Origin of the sequence: Nocardioides eburneiflavus (assembly GCF_004785795.1) — a bacterium.
In the GTDB taxonomy this organism is placed as follows: domain Bacteria; phylum Actinomycetota; class Actinomycetes; order Propionibacteriales; family Nocardioidaceae; genus Nocardioides; species Nocardioides eburneiflavus.
In genome coordinates this window covers 4725103-4743399 of record NZ_SRRO01000001.1, presented here as the reverse complement: position 1 = coordinate 4743399, position 18297 = coordinate 4725103, and the positions used below count along the sequence as shown (strand labels likewise).

19 protein-coding genes are annotated in these 18297 nt (G+C 72.7%); 10 read left to right on the top strand and 9 right to left on the bottom strand.

Annotated elements, in window-relative coordinates:
- Window positions 1-5 precede the first annotated feature (5 nt).
- A complete protein-coding gene (locus EXE59_RS22285) occupies window positions 6-719 on the top strand; it encodes a DsbA family oxidoreductase (RefSeq protein WP_135840849.1) in 714 nt (237 codons plus the stop codon).
- A 6-nt stretch (window positions 720-725) separates the two neighbouring features.
- On the opposite strand, the gene EXE59_RS22280 is transcribed toward EXE59_RS22285, so the two are convergent.
- A complete protein-coding gene (locus EXE59_RS22280) occupies window positions 726-1298 on the bottom strand; it encodes a YdeI/OmpD-associated family protein (protein ID WP_135840848.1) in 573 nt (190 codons plus the stop codon).
- A gap of 145 nt (window positions 1299-1443) precedes the next feature.
- On the opposite strand from EXE59_RS22280, the gene serA reads away from it, so the two are divergent.
- Window positions 1444-3054 carry a phosphoglycerate dehydrogenase gene (gene serA, locus EXE59_RS22275; RefSeq protein ID WP_246056993.1) on the top strand — a complete coding sequence of 537 codons (1611 nt, stop codon included), beginning with the start codon at window positions 1444-1446 and terminating at the stop codon, window positions 3052-3054.
- 27 nt (window positions 3055-3081) lie between these two features.
- Here serA and yczR read toward each other — a convergent pair whose 3' ends face one another.
- Complete coding sequence (yczR, locus tag EXE59_RS22270; RefSeq protein ID WP_135840846.1) at window positions 3082-4548, bottom strand: MocR-like transcription factor YczR; 1467 nt, start codon at window positions 4546-4548, stop codon at window positions 3082-3084.
- 62 nt (window positions 4549-4610) lie between these two features.
- Here yczR and yczE point away from each other — a divergent pair, with 62 nt between their 5' ends.
- Window positions 4611-5327 carry a membrane protein YczE gene (gene yczE, locus EXE59_RS22265; RefSeq protein WP_135840845.1) on the top strand — a complete coding sequence of 239 codons (717 nt, stop codon included), beginning with the start codon at window positions 4611-4613 and terminating at the stop codon, window positions 5325-5327.
- Here the strand turns inward: yczE and EXE59_RS22260 are convergent.
- The 3 genes from EXE59_RS22260 to EXE59_RS22250 form a co-directional block, all read right to left on the bottom strand.
- Window positions 5289-6629, bottom strand: coding sequence for a signal peptidase I (locus EXE59_RS22260; protein ID WP_135840844.1), 1341 nt, complete (start codon window positions 6627-6629; stop codon window positions 5289-5291). The genes yczE and EXE59_RS22260 overlap by 39 nt on opposite strands.
- A gap of 46 nt (window positions 6630-6675) precedes the next feature.
- Window positions 6676-7308, bottom strand: a complete 633-nt coding sequence (locus EXE59_RS22255) for a hypothetical protein (protein WP_135840843.1) — start codon at window positions 7306-7308, stop codon at window positions 6676-6678.
- A gap of 158 nt (window positions 7309-7466) precedes the next feature.
- Complete coding sequence (locus EXE59_RS22250; RefSeq protein ID WP_135840842.1) at window positions 7467-8033, bottom strand: O-methyltransferase; 567 nt, start codon at window positions 8031-8033, stop codon at window positions 7467-7469.
- 433 nt (window positions 8034-8466) lie between these two features.
- Between EXE59_RS22250 and EXE59_RS24000 the strand changes: the two genes are divergently transcribed.
- The 5 genes from EXE59_RS24000 to EXE59_RS22230 are packed head-to-tail and all read left to right on the top strand — an operon-like array spanning window position 8467 to window position 13400.
- Window positions 8467-8607 carry a hypothetical protein gene (locus EXE59_RS24000; RefSeq protein WP_168218642.1) on the top strand — a complete coding sequence of 47 codons (141 nt, stop codon included), beginning with the start codon at window positions 8467-8469 and terminating at the stop codon, window positions 8605-8607.
- A 10-nt stretch (window positions 8608-8617) separates the two neighbouring features.
- Window positions 8618-9697 carry a 3-isopropylmalate dehydrogenase gene (locus EXE59_RS22245; RefSeq protein WP_135840841.1) on the top strand — a complete coding sequence of 360 codons (1080 nt, stop codon included), beginning with the start codon at window positions 8618-8620 and terminating at the stop codon, window positions 9695-9697.
- A gap of 17 nt (window positions 9698-9714) precedes the next feature.
- Window positions 9715-10803, top strand: a complete 1089-nt coding sequence (locus tag EXE59_RS22240; RefSeq protein ID WP_135840840.1) for a branched-chain amino acid aminotransferase — start codon at window positions 9715-9717, stop codon at window positions 10801-10803.
- A complete protein-coding gene (gene nhaA, locus EXE59_RS22235; protein WP_246056992.1) occupies window positions 10800-12662 on the top strand; it encodes a Na+/H+ antiporter NhaA in 1863 nt (620 codons plus the stop codon). Before EXE59_RS22240 ends, nhaA begins: the two co-directional genes overlap by 4 nt.
- 57 nt (window positions 12663-12719) lie before the next feature.
- On the top strand, window positions 12720-13400 hold the full coding sequence (locus tag EXE59_RS22230) for a DUF2306 domain-containing protein (RefSeq protein ID WP_135840839.1): 681 nt from the start codon (window positions 12720-12722) through the stop codon (window positions 13398-13400).
- On the opposite strand, the gene EXE59_RS22225 is transcribed toward EXE59_RS22230, so the two are convergent.
- Together EXE59_RS22225 and EXE59_RS22220 are read right to left on the bottom strand one after the other, a co-directional pair.
- Window positions 13379-14023 carry a response regulator gene (locus EXE59_RS22225; protein ID WP_135840838.1) on the bottom strand — a complete coding sequence of 215 codons (645 nt, stop codon included), beginning with the start codon at window positions 14021-14023 and terminating at the stop codon, window positions 13379-13381. The genes EXE59_RS22230 and EXE59_RS22225 overlap by 22 nt on opposite strands.
- Window positions 14020-15147, bottom strand: coding sequence for a sensor histidine kinase (locus EXE59_RS22220; RefSeq protein ID WP_168218641.1), 1128 nt, complete (start codon window positions 15145-15147; stop codon window positions 14020-14022). Before EXE59_RS22220 ends, EXE59_RS22225 begins: the two co-directional genes overlap by 4 nt.
- A gap of 172 nt (window positions 15148-15319) precedes the next feature.
- Here EXE59_RS22220 and EXE59_RS23995 point away from each other — a divergent pair, with 172 nt between their 5' ends.
- The gene (locus EXE59_RS23995) at window positions 15320-15574 is read left to right on the top strand and encodes a hypothetical protein (protein ID WP_168218640.1); all 255 of its coding nucleotides are present in this window, start codon (window positions 15320-15322) and stop codon (window positions 15572-15574) included.
- A gap of 609 nt (window positions 15575-16183) precedes the next feature.
- On the opposite strand, the gene EXE59_RS22215 is transcribed toward EXE59_RS23995, so the two are convergent.
- Window positions 16184-17245 (bottom strand): HNH endonuclease signature motif containing protein, encoded by a 1062-nt coding sequence (locus EXE59_RS22215; protein ID WP_246056991.1) that lies wholly within the window; start codon window positions 17243-17245, stop codon window positions 16184-16186.
- Between the two features lie 64 nt (window positions 17246-17309).
- Between EXE59_RS22215 and EXE59_RS23990 the strand changes: the two genes are divergently transcribed.
- Entirely contained in the window at window positions 17310-17570 is a 261-nt protein-coding gene (locus EXE59_RS23990; protein WP_168218340.1) for a hypothetical protein, read from the top strand.
- A 310-nt stretch (window positions 17571-17880) separates the two neighbouring features.
- Here the strand turns inward: EXE59_RS23990 and EXE59_RS22210 are convergent, their stop codons facing one another.
- On the bottom strand, window positions 17881-18225 hold the full coding sequence (locus EXE59_RS22210) for a TraR/DksA family transcriptional regulator (protein WP_135840835.1): 345 nt from the start codon (window positions 18223-18225) through the stop codon (window positions 17881-17883).
- Window positions 18226-18297 lie beyond the last annotated feature (72 nt).

The following is an 18297-nucleotide window of genomic DNA, read 5'->3' as shown; positions in this document are numbered from 1 at the left end:
CGGACGTGAAGATCGAGATCTGGTCCGACGTCGTCTGCCCGTGGTGCTACATCGGCAAGCGCCGCATCGAGAAGGCCCTCGCGGGGTTCGAGCACGCTGACGAGGTGGAGGTGCACTGGCGGTCGTACCAGCTGGACCCCGGCGCCCCGACCACGCCGACGGAGAGGACCTCCTCGATGCTGGCCCGCAAGTACGGCCAGTCACCCGCGGGTGCCCAGCAGATGCAGGACCGCGTCGAGGCCGTCGCGGCCGAGGACGGCCTGGTCTACCGGCTCTCCGAGACCCTCCACCTCAACACCGTCGACGCCCACCGGCTCATCCACCTCGGCCACGAGCAGGGCGGCAACGAGCTCCAGGGGCAGGTGAAGGAGGCGCTCCTGCAGGCGTACTTCACCGAGGCCCGCGACGTGGCCGACCACGACGTGCTGCGCGAGGTCGCCGTGGCGGCCGGGCTCGAGCCGCAGCGCGTCGACGAGGTGCTCGCCGGCACCGAGTTCACCGAGGACGTCCAGGCCGACATCGCGCAGGCGCAGGCGTACGGCGCGAGCGGCGTCCCGTTCTTCGTCGTGGACGAGAAGTACGGCATCTCCGGCGCACAGCCCGCCGAGGTGTTCAGCCAGGTGCTCGAGAAGGCATGGTCGGAGTCGCACCCGAGGATCGAGGTGCTCGCGACCGCCGACGGCGGTGAGGCGTGCGGCCCCGACGGCTGCGCGATCTGAGGCCGCTCAGCGAGCCTTCTCGCCGCGTGAGGCCATCTCCGCGGTCGTCTCGACGCGGGAGGCGCGGGTCTCGGGCCGCTTGGCCAGCACGATCCAGGTGAGGATCAGCCTCTGCGCCGAGGCAGACCACGACTCGAAGTGCGCGCGTGCGCCCGGGTGCCGGTCGAAGGCCGCAGCCAGGTCGTCGGGGACGACGCAGTCCTCCACGTCGTCCATGAGCGTCCACATGCCGGTGACCTGGGCGGCGGCGACCGCTGCGGCGCCGGCGGGCTCCATGAGTCCGGCCGCCTCCAGCCGCGCCACGCGACCCTTGTTGATGCGGGTCCACATGCTGCCGCGACGGCGTGGCGCGAACCACTGCATCGAGCGGAGCTCGTCGAGTGGCCGCACGGTCGAGTCGACCCAGCCGTAGCGCAGCGCCTCGAGCACCGCCTCCTCGTAGGAGAACGTCCTCTGCGCCGCCCTGCGCGGCGACACCAGCCACACCCCGGAGGGCTGCGTGTGGTGCTCGCGCAGCCATGCGCTCCACTCCTCGACGGTCCCGGGCTCCAGGCGTTCGGCGTCGTCCATCGCACCCATCGGCCCAGCGTAGGGGCGGGCGCCGACAGAGGCTCGGCGTCCGGCATGTGGGGCGATGGGCCGCACGCCCGACTCCCCGGTAGTGTGGGTCGGGCACAGCGTCGTGCAGTCCCGGACCACCCTTGATCATCACGAGGACCCCGCTGTGAACGCACCCGAATCCTCCACCCACGCACGGCCTGTCGTACTCATCGCCGAAGAGCTGAGCCCCGCCACGATCGAGGCGCTCGGGCCGGACTTCGAGATCCGCAGCTGCAACGGTGCCGACCGCGCCGAGCTGCTGCCCGCGATCGCTGACGTGGACGCCATCCTGGTCCGGTCCGCCACCAAGGTCGACGCCGAGGCGCTGGCCGCGGCCCAGCGCCTCAAGGTCGTCGCGCGAGCCGGTGTCGGGCTCGACAACGTCGACGTCAAGGCCGCCACCCAGGCCGGCGTGATGGTCGTGAACGCCCCGACCAGCAACATCGTCAGCGCCGCCGAGCTCGCCGTCGCGCTGATGCTCGCCGCCGCGCGCCACATCAGCCCCGCGCACGCCGCGCTGCGCGGTGGCGAGTGGAAGCGCTCGAAGTACACCGGCATCGAGCTGTACGAGAAGACCGTCGGCATCGTCGGCCTCGGCCGCATCGGCGTCCTCGTCGCCCAGCGCCTGAGCGCCTTCGGCATGAAGGTGATCGCCTACGACCCGTACGTCCAGGCCGGCCGCGCCGCGCAGATGGGCGTCCGCCTCGTCGACCTCGACACGCTGCTCGCCGAGTCCGACTTCATGAGCGTCCACCTGCCCAAGACGCCCGAGACCGTCGGCCTGATCGGCGCCGACCAGCTCGCCGCCGCCAAGCCGAGCCTCGTGCTCGTCAACGCCGCACGCGGCGGGATCGTCGACGAGGCCGCCCTCTTCGACGCCCTCAAGACCGGTCAGATCACCGCCGCCGGCCTCGACGTCTTCGCCAGCGAGCCCTGCACCGACAGCCCGCTCTTCGAGCTCGAGAACGTCGTCGCGACCCCGCACCTCGGGGCCTCGACCGACGAGGCGCAGGAGAAGGCCGGCGTGTCCGTCGCCAGGTCCGTGCGCCTGGCGCTGAGCGGCGAGCTCGTCCCCGATGCCGTCAACGTCCAGGGTGGCGTCATCGCCGAGGACGTCCGTCCCGGCATCCCGCTCACCGAGAAGCTCGGCCGCGTGTTCACCGCCCTGGCCGGCGAGGTAGCCCAGCAGCTCGACGTCGAGGTGCGCGGCGAGATCACCGAGTTCGACGTCAAGGTGCTCGAGCTGGCCGCGCTGAAGGGTGTGTTCGCCGACATCGTCGAGGACCAGGTCTCCTACGTCAACGCGCCGCTCCTCGCGGCCGAGCGCGGCACCGAGGTGCGCCTCGTGACCGAGGCCGAGAGCCCGGACCACCGCAACCTCATCACGCTGCGCGGCACCCTCGCCGACGGCACCCAGGTCTCGGTCAGCGGCACGCTCGTCGGCATCTCGCAGAAGGAGCGGCTCGTCGAGGTCAACGGCTTCGACGTCGACATCGAGCCCACCACGCACCTCGCGTTCGTGACCTACGAGGACCGCCCCGGCATGGTCGGCGTCGTCGGCGGCATCCTCGGCGACGCCGCGGTCAACATCGCCGGCATGCAGGTCTCGCGCCAGGACCGCGGCGGCGAGGCGCTGGTCGCGCTGAGCGTCGACTCGGCGATCCCGGCCGACACGCTCGCCGAGATCGCGACGGCCATGAAGGCCACCACGGTGAGAGCGGTCGACCTGGCCTGACACGTCGTCGGACCGGGGGCACTGCCCCTACGCGACCATCACCCGACCAGCGGCACGACGCGATCCCGCGGACTGCGTGGCCGGCCGGGTCGCGTCCGAGCCGACGTGCTGCCATGCGGCGGCGAGCCGGCGTACGGCCTCGGTGAGGTCCTCCGGCGAGGCGGTCCACGGGATGCGCACGTGGCGGTCGAGCCCGCCCTCGACCGCGAACACCGGGCCCGGCGCCACGACCACCCCGCGCCGCTCGGCCTCCGCCGACGTCGCGGTGCCGAGGGCCTCGGGCAGCTCGCACCACAGCGCCAGGCCGCCCTCCGGCACCCGGAACCGCCACGACGGCAGGTGCTCGCGCACGGCCGCCACGAGCGCGTCCCGCCCGGCCAGCAGTCGCTCGCGGTGCAGCGGCAGCACCTCGTCGGCGTGGTCCAGGAGGTCGGCCAGCACGAGCTGCTCGAGGACGGGCGCCCCGAGGTCGAGCCCGATCCGGGCGTGGACGAGGCGGTCCATCTCGGCCAGCGGCGCCCGCACCCACCCGAGGCGCAGGCCACCCCAGAACGACTTGCTCGCGCTGCCGATCGTGATCGCGTCGGGTGCGTACGACGCGAGCGGGCGCGGCATCGCTGCCGCGAGTCCGGGGCGCAGCGCCAGCGCCTGGTGGGCCTCGTCGGCCACGACGACCGTGCGCGTGCGGGCGAGGGCGGCGGCGAGCTCCTCGCGCTGCGCGTCGGACATCAGGTGTCCGGTCGGGTTCTGGAAGTCGGGGATCAGGTAGGCCAGCCGCGGCGACGTCTGCCGCAGCGTCGCGGCCAGGGCGTCGAGGTCCCAGCCGTCGGGGTCGACGGCCGCCGGGACGAGACGCGCGCCCGCGTGGCGGACGGCCTGGGTCGCGTTGGGGTAGGTCGGCGACTCCACCACGACCCGCTCACCGGGCGCGGTGAAGGCCTGCGCGACGATCGAGGCGGCAGCCAGGGCCCCCGCCGTGACCATGACCTGCTCGGGCACGGTCGGCAGGCCACGGGCCTCGTACGCCGCGGCGATGCGCGCCTGCAAGGCGGGGACGCCGAGCGGGAAGTAGCCCGGACCGCTGAGGTAGGCCGGCAGCTCCTCGGTGGCGCGCTGGTAGGCCTCCACGAGGCCGGGCGGGGCGGAGTGGGCCGCGCAGTTGAGGTCGATCGCGTCCTCGCCGCCGGCGCCCGGCAGCAGGGACCGGTCGTGGGCGCGGCGTCGTCCTCCCGGGACCGTGGTGAACGTGCCGGCCCCGCGGCGCGCCTCGGCGTAGCCCGACTCGCGCAGCACCTCGTAGGCCCGGGTCACCGTGGTGCGCGAGACGTCGAGCGCGGAGGTGAGGTCGCGCTCGCTCGGCAGCCGTACGCCGATGGCGACGCGGCCGTCGCCGATCAGCACCCGCAGGCTGTCCGCGAGACCGACGTACGCCGGGGAGCGGGGGAAGTCGCCCACGAGAGTGGCTATGCGCTGGGCACTGATCACGCGGCTCATGCAGGCCACTGTTGCACGATTGGCTATGTCCAACAAGGCCAATCGCCGTCAGGATGGTCGACATGACCAGCACCACCCCTGACCTCGGCGGAGCACCCGCCGGCACCGTCCACGCCCCCCGCGACGGGCTCGTCGACCTCGGCCCGATCGCGCAGCTCCGCGCCGGACGGCTCGCCCGCCGCCTGCCGCAGCTCTACGTCGGCCTGTTCCTCTACGGCGTCTCGCTCGCGATGATGGTCCGCGGCGCGCTCGGGCTCGCGCCGTGGGACGTGCTGCACTCCGGCTTCGTCCGCCACGTCCCGATGACCCTCGGCCAGGCCGTCGTGCTGTTCAGCTTCGTGGTGCTGGTGCTCTGGGTCCCGCTGCGTGAGATGCCAGGGCTCGGCACGATCAGCAACGCCATCGTGGTCGGGCTGTCCGCCGACGCCACCCTCGCGGTGCTCGAACGCCCCGACGGCCTCGTCGCGAGGATCGCGCTCATGGTCGGCGGCGTGGTGCTCTGCGGTCTCGCCAGCGCGCTCTACATCGGCGCCCAGCTCGGGCGCGGGCCCCGTGACGGGCTGATGACCGGGCTGTCCCGCCGCACCGGGCTGTCGCTGCGCCTCGTCCGCACCGGGCTCGAGGTGACCGTGGTGGTGATCGGGCTGCTGCTCGGCGGCGTGCTCGGCCTCGGCACCGTGGCGTACGCCCTGGCGATCGGCCCGCTGACGCAGCTGATGCTCCCGTGGTTCACCGTCGCGCTACCGGGCGGCCCAGTGGGCCGCGACACGACTCGCTGAGAGTGCGGAGTGGTAGACCGCGACGTTGTCGACGGAGCCGGTGGAGGTGACGGTCCCGGACCCGCCGCCGATGCGGACGTGGCTGGAGTAGTCGCCCACCTTCGAGGTCAGGCCGCTGGCTCGCGCGACCCCGTCGACGTAGATGACCGTGCTCTGCCGCCCGCCGTTCGCGGCGGCGGAGACCACCACGAGGTGGTGCCAGGCGCCGTCGTCGTAGGCGCCCGGGGTGGTGATGATGCTCCTCGGGTTGGAGTCCCAGTCGCCGTAGGTGATCTGCCCGGACGACGTGAGCCGCACGACGCGGTCCTCCTGCGGAGGGGCGCCCGCCGTGGTGCTGGACCCGAAGCCGATCAGGGGGCCGGCGCTCCGGGGGGCGACCCTGAACCAGAGCTCCATCGAGTGGGTGCCGGGGGATCCGGCGGTGTACGCGCTCGTGAGGGCGAGGCCGCCGCTGGTGCTCATCGAGGTGCCGGGGTTGTTCGGCAGGGCGCCCGGCTGGCCGAGCCCCGCGGCGGACCGGTAGTCGCCGAGGAACGCATTGCCGGACCTGTCCTGGGCGGTGGTCGTTCCTGCCTTCTCGTCGAGGAGCCACAGGAACCGGGGGGAGTCGGCGAGCACCGCGCCGACGTACGGCTGCGTCCACGCTCCGGCCGTCCACTCGCTGCCCGAGGCGGTGGTCCGGTCGGTGAAGGTCGCGCCGGCGGACCCCGCGGTTCCTGCAGCGACGGCTCCCACGGCCACGGCCGTCGCGACCGCCGTCCGCGAGCGGCCCGGGCGTGGGGGCCGCTGGGTGTCGAGCCGCTGCCCGGCGAGCACGAACGCCGCGCTGCTGGCCAGGATCCACAGCAGGAGCGGCAGCCAGTCGCGGGTGCGCCCCCAGTGGACGGGCAGCCCCACCAGCGGGACGAGGAGGATCGCCTGGGCCCGGATGGCGGCGGGCTCCAGAGGGGCGATGTCCGTGACGTCGTTGGCGTCGCCCGCGGTGGTGTAGTCGCCGTCGTCGCGCCGCTCCACCACGCGGTGGACCAGCAGGCGACCGGCGCGCGCGGGATCGTCGAAGACGTAGACGCGGCCCACGCGCACCCGGTGGTCGGTCGCGGTCGGCCGCCCCAGGACCACGTCCCCCGGAGCCATCGAGGGTTGCATCGACGCAGAGGCCACGACGTAGGAGCCCCACCCGGCCGCGAGCGGCGCCGCGGCGACCACGGTCAGGGTGAGCAGCATCGCCCGGTAGGCGCGTGACACGAGCACGAGCAGCAGCCGGGTCCAGCCGGACCCGGCTGCTGCGTCGTGTGGTGGCATGCGCACGCGTGTCGCTCCGAGAAGAGAGGGTGTCGCCGAGCAGTGATCAGGGGGTGGGCTCGGCGGTACGCATCTCCCACTGGATGTCCACGCCGGTCTTGGCGCCCTGCATCTGGTCGATCTGCGCCTGGGTCATGCCCGTGGTGTCGAACTCCCAGGTGATCTTGTAGGTCCGGCTGCTGACGCCGGACGGCACGTCCCAGCCGCCCATCGCGGTCTCGAAGGTGTTCTTCTGCGAGACCATCGACAGCGGCGCGTCGGCGACGATGACACCGTTGGCTGCGTCCTGGAGCGGCGCGAAGCCGGCGCAGTCGGCGAAGCCGCCGCCGTTGCCCGCGATGATCGTGATCATGATCCGGTTCTCCAGGCCCTGCACGGAGGTGACCGGGTTGATGGTGAAGCCCCGCACCGTGCTGGGCACGCTGGCGTCGGCGGTCACCTTGATGCACTTGGTCTCGGTGTCGCCGGGGAGCATGTTGGCCACCCGGAAACGGGCCTGCCCGTTGTCGTCGTCGGTCAGCCGGACGGAGCCGGTCGCCCACTCGTTGCCGGAGTTGCGGGTCTGGCCCGTGAAGGCGGCGTAGGACGCCTGGTAGACGAGGGCGCCCGCCGCGACCACGGCGACGGGGGTGGTGGCCGCGGCCATAAGCTTCTGGGCGCGACGGGACGGCTTGATCATGGTGTGTGTCTCTCCAACCGAGAACGTGCGAATGGTCGGGGCGCCCGATCGTGGCGCCCGGCACTGGGTGCAGCCACACCGTAGGAACGACAAGGTAAAGAAATCTGCCGTTCGGCAAAATCTAGTCAGTTCGGTATTGACAACTAGTCGCCCTGGTGTCATCGACGCGTGGCGATGACCGCGGACGCGTCCGCCGCCACCATCACCTCGACCGCGGTGAAGCGGTCGTCGGTGAGCCACTGCTCGCGCAGGGTGTCGACCCGCCCGTAGGTGATCGGCGGCCAGGACTCGCACGGCGCGAAGTCGTCGAGCACCACGATGCCGCCCGGCTCGACCAGGTCGATGACCGCGTCGACGCCGACCTCCGACGGACTGCCCGAGTCGAGGAAGAGCAGGGAGAACGGCCCGTGCTCGCGCAGCACGTTCCAGTCGGCGGCCAGCACCTCGACCTTGTGGTCGTCGTCGAAGATCTTCGAGGCCGCGCCGGCCAGTGACTCGTCGAGCTCGGCGGTGAGGATCCGCGCCCCGTTGCGCACGCCGCTGCGCAGCCACGCGGTGCCGACGCCGCAGCCGGTGCCGAACTCCGCCATCGTGCCGCCGCGCGTGGCGGCGAGGGTCGCCAGCAGGCGGCCGGTCTCGTTGCGGCAGAACGCGACGTAGCCGGCCTGGCGGCACACGTCGAACGCGCGCTGGACGATGTGGGGAAGATCCGGGGGAGCAGACATGAGGCCGCCGAGTCTGTCACCCCACGGCGCCGATCCCAGTGGGCGGGCCGACATCTCACGATCTGACACGTTTGTGAAAAGCGGCTGCGCGGCGACCCGGCGCGGTCGTACAGTCGACCCACCATGCGGAGCGTCTTCGTACTTATCGATCGCCGCGGCGGGGCCTGACAGAGAGGCCACCTCGTCGCGGTGTTCGGCGTTGACGAGGTTCCGCCACCCGGCCTTTCGCCCCTTCGCTGGGCAGCAGCCCAGCCGAGTTCGAAGCCGCCGCCTCCGTGGCGGGTCCACGCAGTCCCTGCGCGATCCGCACGCTCGTCGGCCGGCAGCCGGGCCCGGGCGATCCCCGCACCCCAGCTCCGTCACCCGCCGCGGTGTCGGCAGCTTCGGACTCACCATCCGCACACACCGCACGATGTGACCAGGAGTGAGAACGATGTACGACCTGTACCCCGACGCCTGGGGCCCCGCGGCCCACGACCCGGAGAACCCGCGCAGCGCGGAGAACGTCGCCCTGGCGTTGCAGACCGCGCTTGACCTGCGAGACGGCGGCGGTGAGCGCCCGGACGACAACTAACGTCGCCCGCATGCCAGACACCCAGCAGACCGCTCCCACCGGCACGCCCACCCTCGCCGTCATCCCCGGCGACGGCATCGGCCCGGAGGTGACCGCCGAGGCCCTCAAGGTCCTCGAGGTCGCGTCCCCGGTGAAGTTCGAGTCGACGCGCTACGACCTCGGCGCCGAGCGCTACCTCGCGACCGGCGAGGTGCTGCCCGACTCGGTGCTCGCGGAGATCCGCGAGCACGACGCGATCCTGCTCGGAGCCGTAGGTGGCAAGCCCAACGACCCCGACCTGCCTCCCGGCATCCTCGAGCGTGGCCTGCTGCTCAAGCTGCGCTTCGAGCTCGACCACTACGTCAACCTGCGTCCGTCGCGCCTCTTCCCCGGCACGGCCTCACCCCTGGCCGAGCCGGTCCTGCAGAAGGGCGAGATCGACTTCGTGGTGGTCCGTGAAGGCACCGAAGGTCCCTACACGGGCAACGGCGGTGCCCTCCGGGTCGGCACCCCCGGCGAGATCGCGACCGAGGTGTCGGTCAACACCGCGTACGGCGTGGAGCGGGTCATCCGCGACGCCTTCGCCCGCGCCGAGAAGCGGCCGCGAAAGAAGGTGACCCTGGTCCACAAGACCAACGTCCTGGTCAACGCCGGGTCGCTGTGGTGGCGCCTGTTCGAGCAGGTCGCCGCCGAGCACCCGGACGTCACGACCGACTACATCCACATCGACGCCGCGATGATCTTCATGGTCACCGACCCCGCCCGCTTCGACGTGGTCGTCACCGACAACCTCTTCGGCGACATCATCACCGACCTCGCCGCCGCCATCACCGGTGGCATCGGACTGGCCGCCTCGGGCAACGTGAACCCCGACCGCACGGCTCCGTCCATGTTCGAGCCCGTCCACGGCTCGGCCCCCGACATCGCCGGCCAGCAGAAGGCCGACCCGACCGCCGCGATCCTGTCCGGCGCCCTCCTCCTCGACCACCTCGGCCACGCCGCCGCGGCCGCCGCGATCGAGGCAGCCGTGCTGGCCGACCTCACGGAGCGCGCGCCCGGGGCGACCCGTCGTACGAGCGAGGTCGGGGACGCCATCGCCGCCCGGCTCTGACTCGATAGGTTGACCCCATGCAGATCCGCACGACCGCCAACCCCACGCCCGTCGACGACGCCCGGCTGGCCGAGATCCTCGCCAACCCCGGGTTCGGCCAGCACTTCACCGACCACATGCTCACGGTCGAGTGGACGCCCGACGAGGGGTGGCACGCGGCCCGGATCGAGCCGTACGGCCCGCTGACCCTCGACCCCGCGACCGCGGTCCTGCACTACGCGCAGGAGACCTTCGAGGGGATGAAGGCCTACCGCCACGACGACGGCTCGATCTGGACCTTCCGGCCCGAGCAGAACGCCGCGCGGATGGTGCGCTCCTCGCAGCGCCTGGCGTTCCCCGAGCTGCCCGTCGACGACTTCGTCGCGTGCGTGGACGCGCTCGTGCAGGCCGACCAGCGCTGGGTGCCCCAGAACTCGACAGGACAGGGCGAGGGCGAGAAGGCGCTCTACCTCCGTCCGTTCATGTTCGCCTCCGAGGTCTTCCTCGGCGTGCGTCCCGCGCAGCACGTGACCTTCATGGTGATCGCCTCTCCCGCCGGCGCCTACTTCAAGGGCGGCGTCAAGCCGGTCAACCTGTGGCTCTCGGAGACCTTCACCCGCGCCGGTCGCGGCGGCATGGGTGCGGCCAAGACCGGCGGCAACTACGCCGCGTCGCTGGCCGCGCAGCGCGAGGCGATCGAGATGGGCTGCGACCAGGTGGTCTTCCTCGACGACCAGGAGTTCCGCTACATCGAGGAGCTCGGCGGGATGAACCTCTTCTTCGTCCACGCCGACGGCCACATCGTCACGCCCGAGACCGGCACGATCCTCGAGGGCATCACCCGCGCCTCGATCATCGAGCTCGCCGGCAAGCTCGGCCACTCGGTGGAGGAGCGCAAGTTCAGCATCGACGAGTGGCGTGACGGCGTGGCCTCCGGCGAGATCACCGAGGTCTTCGCGTGCGGCACCGCCGCGGTCGTCACGCCCGTCGGTGAGCTGCGCTCGCCGCGCGGCGTGACCCCGGCGCCGGCCAGCACCGAGCTGACGATGCGGATCCGCGAGGCGCTGGTGGGCATGCAGTTCGGCCGCGCCGAGGACACCTTCGGCTGGATGCACCAGGTCGTGTGAGCACGGACCAGTCCACCGGCCGAGGGTCGGCGACGTTCGAGGCGCAGACCTCGCGCTCGCTGCGCGACTTCATCCGCACCGAGTCCGGCTCGGCGGGCATGCTCGTCGTCGCGGCGCTGGTGGCGCTGGTCTGGGCGAACTCGCCGTGGTCGCAGTCCTACGTCGACCTGTGGCACACAGAGCTGTCGGTACGGCTCGGCGACGGCGGCCTGTCGATGGACCTGCACCACTGGGTCAACGACGGCCTGATGGTGGTGTTCTTCTTCGTCATCGGCCTCGAGGTCCGCAAGGAGTTCGCCATCGGCGAGCTCACCGACCGCAGCCGGGTCGTGGTCCCGCTGGTCGCCGGCGTCACCGGCATGCTCGTGCCGGCCGGACTCTTCCTCGCCCTCAACCCCTCTGGCCCAGAGGCGGCGGGCTGGGGTGCGGTGATCGGCACCGACACCGCCTTCCTCCTCGGCGTGATGGCGCTCGTCGGGCCTGCGGTGTCCACGCAGCTGCGGATCTTCCTGCTGACCCTGACCGTCATCGACGACATCGTCGCCGTCAGCGTGATCGGCGTCGTCTACTCCGACGACCTCTCGCTCGGTGCGCTCGCCCTGGCGGCGGCCTGCCTGCTCGTGCTGGTGGTGCTCGACCGCGCCGGCGTGTGGCAGGCCGCTCCGTACGTGGTCGTCGTGCTCGTCCTGTGGATCGCGACGGTCGAGTCGGGCGTCCACGCCTCCATCGCGGGCATGCTGAGCGGTCTGCTGGTGCCGGCACTGGACCCCCGGCGAGCCGACGTCGAGGACGCCGCACGCAGCTTCCGCGCCTTCCGGCAGTCGCCGATGCCCGGCGTGCAACGCGCCGCCCGCCGCTCCCTCACTCGCGCGATCTCCGTCAACGAGCGCCTCCAGGAGGCCCTGCACACCCCGACCAGCCACGTCGTCGTGCCGGTCTTCGCGCTGGCCAACGCCGGGGTCGACCTCCGCGACGGGGTGCTCGGCGACGCCCTCGCCTCGCGGCTGATGTGGGGCATCGTGCTCGGCCTGGTCGTCGGGAAGGCGCTCGGCATCTTCCTCGGCGCGTTCGCGAGCGTACGTCTCGGCTGGGGCCGCCTGCCGCAGGGCGTCGGGCTGGGTCACACCCTCGCCGGCGGCGCGCTGTCGGGCATCGGCTTCACCGTGTCCCTCCTCATCATCAGTCTCGCCTTCGACTCGACCCGGTTGCAGGACCAGGCCCGGGTCGGCGTCCTCCTCGCTGCCGTGCTGGCCAGCCTGGCCGGGTGGCTCGCCTTCCGCTTCGCGGCGCGGTTCCTCGGCCAGCGCGACGCGGCACTGCCGACGCTGCTGAGTCCTCCGGTGGACCCGGCACGCGACCACGTGGTCGGCCCGGACGACGCCGAGCTGACGCTCGTGGAGTACCTCGACTACGAGTGCCCCTTCTGTGCCCGCGTCAGCGGCGTCGGCGACGAGCTCCGGGCGCACTTCGGCGACCGGCTGCGCTACGTCACCCGCCACCTCCCGCTCCCGGTGCACCCGCACGCGGAGCTGGCCGCCCTCGCGGCCGAGGCAGCAGCGCGGCAGGACCGGTTCCGGGAGATGCACGCGATGCTCTTCACCCACCAGGACCAGCTCGAGCTCGAGGACCTGGTCGGCTACGCCGCCGACCTCGACCTCGACCTGGAGCAGTTCATGCGCGACCTCGACGACGACGAGCTGTCGCGTCACGTCGAGCACGACGTGGCGTCGGCGGAGGCGAGCGGCGTGCGCGGCACCCCGACCTTCTTCGTCGGCGCCACCCGGCACGTCGGCCCCCACGACGCCCGCACCCTCATCGCAGCCCTCGAGGCATCGACGCAGTCTCGGCCGATCGGCTGACCCGCATCGGCCCGCGGGCCGATGCGGACGTACGTCCCTCGCCGCGAGGCTCGTGGCATGACGACCCTCGCCCCGGACCGGCCCGACGTCCCGACCCGACCGCGCCGCGAGTGGTGGATCCCGGCGAGCCTGCTCGCGCTCACCCTGGTCCCGGTCGCAGCTGGGGTGTTCAGGGTCGCCGAGCTGGCGGCGGGCGAGGCCGACGCGGCCGACCAGCGCTTCTTCGACTCGCCGCTGCCCGTCGTGGTGCACGTCATCGGCGCGTGCATCTACACCGTGCTCGGCGCGTTCCAGCTCATGCCGTCCTTCCGGGCCCGGCGCCCGCGGTGGCACCGCTGGAGCGGACGGGTCCTCGTGCCGGCCGGTCTCGCCGCCGCGCTGAGCGGGCTGTGGATGACGCTCTGGTACCCGCTCCCGGCCCACGACAACGAGGCCCTGATGGTGTCCCGGCTGGTGTTCGGCTCGGTGATGGTCGCCGGGCTCGCGCTCGGTGTCCTCGCGATCCGGCGCCGCGACGTGCGCGCCCACCAGCGGTGGATGGCGCGGGCGTACGCCGTGGCGCAGGGCGCCGGGACGCAGGCGATCGTCCTCGGGCCGATGGTCCTCCTCGTGGACGATCCGGGCGGGAACCTCAAGGCAGCCGGCATGACGGTCGCGTGGGTGATCAACCTGGTGGTCGCGGAGTGGCTGGTGCGGTGCAGCCAGGCGCGCTCGGGTCAGTCCAGGCGACGGGTCTGATAGGCCCACAGGGCGAGCTCGACCCGGTTGCGGACCCCGAGCTTGGCCATGAGCGAGCCGAGGTGGGTCTTCACCGTGCTGAGCGAGATGTACAGCTCCGCCGCGACCTCGTGGTTGGTCAGTCCGCGGGCGACCGCGACCAGCACCTGCTCCTCCCGGTCGGTGAGGGGGGAGACGGGCGCGGCGGGGGCGTCCCTCGTGGCGAAGCCCTTCAGCAGCCGCGTCGTCACGCTCGGCGCGATCAGCGACCCACCGTCCGCGGCCGCCCGTACGGCGTGGGTGAGCAGCTCGGGTCCGCAGTCCTTCAGCAGGAAGCCCTTCGCGCCCGCGAGGAGGGCGCCGTAGACGTACTCGTCGAGGTCGAAGGTGGTCACCACCACGACCGCCAGCGGGTCCGCGACGTCGGGACCGGCGAGGGCGCGGGTGGCCTCGATCCCGTTGAGCCGGGGCATCCGGATGTCGAGCAGGCACACGTCCGGGCGCAGGTCCCGGGCCTGCTCCACGGCGTCCTGTCCGTCGACGGCGGTCGCGACCACCTCGATGCCGTCCTGCGCGCCGAGGATCATCGCCAGTCCGGTGCGCACGATCTCCTGGTCGTCGGCGACCAGCACGCGCAGGCTCATCCGACGTCCTCCCTCGGCAGGACCGCGCGCACACGCCACCCGCGGGGCTCGGTGGGGCCCGCCTCGAGGGTGCCCCCGAGCAGGGCGGCCCGCTCGGTCATGCCGACGATCCCGAACCCGCTCGCCCGGCGCGCGACGGGAGCGCCGTCGTCGGTGACGGTGAGCTCCAGGTCGTCGCCCCGGGCTGCCACCTCCACCCGGACCTCGGTCACGTCCGAGGCGTGACGGCGGGCGTTGGCCACGGCCTCCTGGGCGATGCGGTGGAGCGCCGCCGCGACCGTGGGGGAGAGCTCGAGGCGCTCGTCGAGCGAGACCTCGACGACCGGGCCGGGCCCCGCGGCTGCGGCCAGCCCGGCCATGTCGTCGAGCGGCGCGTCGGGGGGCTCCTCCTCGGTGCGGAGCATCCGCACGACCCGGCGGGTCTCGGCGAGCGTACGGGTCGCCTCCGCGTCGATCCGCCGCAGGGCGTCCTTGGTGGCGCCCGGCTGGGTGTCGGCGACCGCCAGCCCCGCCTGCGCGCTGATCGCGATGGCCGTCAGGTGGTGGGCGACGGTGTCGTGCAGGTCGCGGGCGAGGCGCTCGCGCTCGTCCCGGCGTACGTCCTCGAGCTGGCGCCCGTGCAGCAACGACCGCGCCCTCGCCGCCGCTCCGGTCGCCATCGCGGCGACGATGACGGCCACCCCGCCGATCCGGTCGGCCGCCACGAGCGGCTGGGTCACGAGCGAGGTGACGGCGACGAGGAGGAACAGCCCCAGCCCGACGACGAGGTCGCGGCCGGCCGCCCAGCGGGTGAGGGAGTAGGGGATCAGCAGCCCGACGACCGCCGTGACGAGCTCCTCGGGCGTGGTGCCGTCGACGTAGCCGGTGACCATGGGCACGGGCGCCAGCACCGCGAACACCACCGCCATCAGCAGCGGACGGGTGCGGCGTACGAGCAGCGTCGGCAGCCACACCAGGAACATGCCCAGCGACACCCAGCGCCACGCCAGGTCGGGCTGCCAGGCGACCGCCTCGAGCACCGCGAGCACGGCAAGGGCTGCGACCGCCGCCACGTCCCAGCGGGTGGCCGGGCGCGCGTCCGCAGGCGCGGGCAGGCGCCAGAGCTGGCGGAGGACGGTGCGCACGCGTGAACGGTAGTGCGCTGGGACCGCGCTGCGGATCGGCCGGATGGCTGAGTGCGCGTGCCGGGGCGGTGAGCCGCCGGAAGCCCGTACGCTCCGGCGCATGCACGGGGGATCGGTACTGACCAGGCCCAGGCGGCGGGGCGCGGCGACATGGGCGTCAGCAGCGTTGGGCGTGGTGGGGCTCGGGCCGTGGGTCGCTGTGCCCGAGGCGTCGTCCACCTTCACGGCTCCCGCGGACGGGGTCGTCGTGGTGACCTGTGCCGACGTCGACGCCACCCCGGTCCAGGAGCTCCACCTGGCACCCATGCACCCGCGGATCTACTACGACGCGATCCAGTACGGGCTGCCGCTCCTCGGACTGCTGCTCCTCGTCGGCGGGGGCGCCCTCGCCGTGATCACGGCCATCCGGCGGCAGGGGCTCGCCTGACTCGGTGGCTGCCTTCGGGCGATGCCGCCTACCGCGGTGACGTTGCGCGCTCCGTCCCGAGGACGGCACGCAGAGGGAGGCAACGCCGGCAAGCGCTGTCACACTGGGCCTATGGCGATCCATTGGAACCGTCTCGTGGAGTCCCTCAGCTCGTGGGCGGACGCACGAGAGGTCACTGGTGGCATCGCGGTGACGTTCAGGAGGCCCACCGGGGGGCACCGGACCGTGGAGCTCGTGCTGACCCCAGACGAGTGGGATTCGCTGGTCAGCCTCGTCGGGCGCGATACCCCTCGCAGCGTGCGGGAACGGATCCTCGCGCTACCTGAGGATCAACCGTTCCTCGTGTGCGACAGGGGCGTCGACCTGGTCCCTTCTGCGACGGGCGAGCTGCCTCCGTCGTGGGGAGGCTGACCAGGAGTGCTCGGTCCTGCCCGCGCACTGCAGCCGCATCCCGCGCGACCGGGGACGAGGTCGTCCAGCGGAGCCACCGTCGCTGGTACGGCATGCCCGGCACGTTGAGCGCCGGGCTCGTCCGGGCATCAGGGACCACCCCCAGGTGGACGCACCTGACACCCCGCCGTACCTGTGTCGGCGGGGTGTGGGGCGGGGTCATCGTCGGCGTGGTCGCGGGAGGCCGGGTGGGATTGCCAGGTCCGGCGGATCTGGTGGGTCGAGGTCGGTGGTGCCGGTGTGGTCGCGGCGGTAGCGGTGGCCATGGGGTGAGGTCCACTCGAAGATCCCGGGGGTGGTCATCTCGTAGCGCCAGGGCGAGTGGGTCTTGAGGCGGTGGTGGAACCGGCACAGGCAGGCCAGGTTGCTCGTGGTCGTCGGGCCGGGTTGCGGGCGGCCCTCGGCCTCGGCGTCGTCGTCCCACGGGATGACGTGGTCGACGTCGCAGCGCCGTGCCGGGCGGGTGCATCGCGGGAACACGCACGTGCGATCTCTCAGGATCACGTGTTCGCGGATCGTCGCCGGGACCTTCCGCGTCTGCGCGGTCAGCGTGGTGTTGAGGTCGATGACGGGCTTGATGGTGACCTCGGTGCGGGTGTCGGCGCACCAGGACTGGACCTGCTCGAGCAGGACCAGGCGCTGGCCGTTCTCCATCCTCCCGGTGGGACCGAACACCGTGGTGTCGCCGGAGACGGATGCGTCGAAGTGGGCGTGGATCACGACCGCGCGGGCGGCCGGCAGGTCCGGCTCGTCGATATCGGCGGCGGCGTCGGCACCCTGGCACGCGAGCTCGAGCGCGGTCTGCGTCCTGGCGAGGTCCCCGAGGGCCTTGGCCCGGCGGGCGTCGAGCGGCAGCAGCGACCCGAGGGCCTTCAGGGTCTCGGCGTGGTGGGCGAGGGCGCGGTCGAGGTCGAGGGCGTCGGCGATGTCGACCTCGGCCTCGATCCGCAGGGTGCCGGCGTAGTGCACGTCGTCGGTGTCGACGGTGACGTGGCGGGGGTCGACGTGCAGGTAGCCGTCCTCCGGGTCCTGCGTGGGGTCGGCGGTCGCGAGGTCGTAGCGCCTGATGGTCTCGGCGACGAGGCGGTCGAGCTGCGCGGTGCCGACCCGTCCGGCGACGGCGGCGACCTGCGCGTCGACGAACCCGGCCGCCTCGGCGGTGAGGGGAGGGGTGGAGTGGATGGTGGTGTCCGCGACCGCCCGGGCCCGCCAGGCGGGCACCGCACCTGCGTGGACCTGCTCCCACAACCGCGGCAGGCGGTGGCGCAGCTCGAGGGCGTGACCGATGAGCTTCTTCGCCGCGGTCGACGGTGATGCCGAGGACGGTGCCGAGCTCGGCGCAACAGAACTCCGCCACCAGCGGGGCACCCTCACCGGCGATGGGTTCCTCGTGCTGGGACCCGGGCACCGTGAACGACGCCGCGTCGTGGATCGACTCCGGCGGGTGCAGGTCGGCCCACCGGGCGGCGAGAGCGAGCTGGCGGGCGGCCTCGGTGTTCTCGACGTCGCGGGAGGCCTTGATCGTGGCGAGCAGGTCGGCGGGTGAGAGGTCGTCTGCGACCCCTCGTGCCTCGGCTGCCAGTCCGTCGATCATGTGTTCGATCCTAGGGGAGCCCACCGACAACGCCCATCGGCTCGAGCGACGGCTGTGGCCGGGTTCGTGGTGGGTCTCGATACGCCCGCTCGTCCCTCGCGGGCTACTCGACCAGCGAGGAAGAAGTGGTTCCGAGGCTCGCGGGGCTCGCGCCTCAACCACCGGCTCGGAGGGGTTTCTACACGGTCGCTGCGCGACCTGCTCAACCAGCGGCCGCCCTGCTCGACCAGCGAGGGACGACGGGCGGGGCGGCGCACGCACCTCAGCCGCTGCCCGACGCGCACGCGATGCACGTCCGGGCCGCGGGGAGCGCGTCGAGCCGTGCCTCACCGATCGCCGTCCCGCAGCGCTCGCACGCGCCGTAGGTGCCGGCGTCGACGCGCTCGAGGGCGGCGTCGACCTCGGCGACGTGGTGGCGCACCTGACGGACCAGTGCCCCGATCTGCGAGCGCTCGAAGGCGATCGTCGCGCCCTCCGGGTCGTGCTCGTCGTCGGCGTTGGTGTCGAGCGACGCCGCCACCATCGACTCGTGGTCCCCGGTGAGGCTCGCGAGCCGCGCGAGTGCCTGCTCGCGCTCGACGGCGAGGCGGTGTCGGGTCTCGTCCATCACGCCATGGTGTCCCACGCGTACGACAGCGTCCCCGGCGCGGCGCGCGGATCAGGGTGATCGCCGCCGGTC

Excerpts from the sequence above, each read along its gene's own strand:
- EXE59_RS22245 (WP_135840841.1), top strand. The coding sequence starts at position 8,618 with ATGCCAGACACCCAGCAGACCGCTCCCACCGGCACGCCCACCCTCGCC.
- EXE59_RS22260 (WP_135840844.1), bottom strand. The coding sequence starts at position 6,629 with ATGCCACCACACGACGCAGCAGCCGGGTCCGGCTGGACCCGGCTGCTG.
- EXE59_RS22230 (WP_135840839.1), top strand. The coding sequence starts at position 12,720 with ATGACGACCCTCGCCCCGGACCGGCCCGACGTCCCGACCCGACCGCGC.
- EXE59_RS22250 (WP_135840842.1), bottom strand. The coding sequence starts at position 8,033 with ATGTCTGCTCCCCCGGATCTTCCCCACATCGTCCAGCGCGCGTTCGAC.
- EXE59_RS22255 (WP_135840843.1), bottom strand. The coding sequence starts at position 7,308 with ATGATCAAGCCGTCCCGTCGCGCCCAGAAGCTTATGGCCGCGGCCACC.
- EXE59_RS24000 (WP_168218642.1), top strand. The coding sequence starts at position 8,467 with ATGTACGACCTGTACCCCGACGCCTGGGGCCCCGCGGCCCACGACCCG.
- EXE59_RS23990 (WP_168218340.1), top strand. The coding sequence starts at position 17,310 with ATGAGCTTCTTCGCCGCGGTCGACGGTGATGCCGAGGACGGTGCCGAG.
- EXE59_RS22210 (WP_135840835.1), bottom strand. The coding sequence starts at position 18,225 with ATGGACGAGACCCGACACCGCCTCGCCGTCGAGCGCGAGCAGGCACTC.
- EXE59_RS22280 (WP_135840848.1), bottom strand. The coding sequence starts at position 1,298 with ATGGGTGCGATGGACGACGCCGAACGCCTGGAGCCCGGGACCGTCGAG.
- EXE59_RS22240 (WP_135840840.1), top strand. The coding sequence starts at position 9,715 with ATGCAGATCCGCACGACCGCCAACCCCACGCCCGTCGACGACGCCCGG.
- yczE (WP_135840845.1), top strand. The coding sequence starts at position 4,611 with ATGACCAGCACCACCCCTGACCTCGGCGGAGCACCCGCCGGCACCGTC.
- EXE59_RS22225 (WP_135840838.1), bottom strand. The coding sequence starts at position 14,023 with ATGAGCCTGCGCGTGCTGGTCGCCGACGACCAGGAGATCGTGCGCACC.
- yczR (WP_135840846.1), bottom strand. The coding sequence starts at position 4,548 with ATGAGCCGCGTGATCAGTGCCCAGCGCATAGCCACTCTCGTGGGCGAC.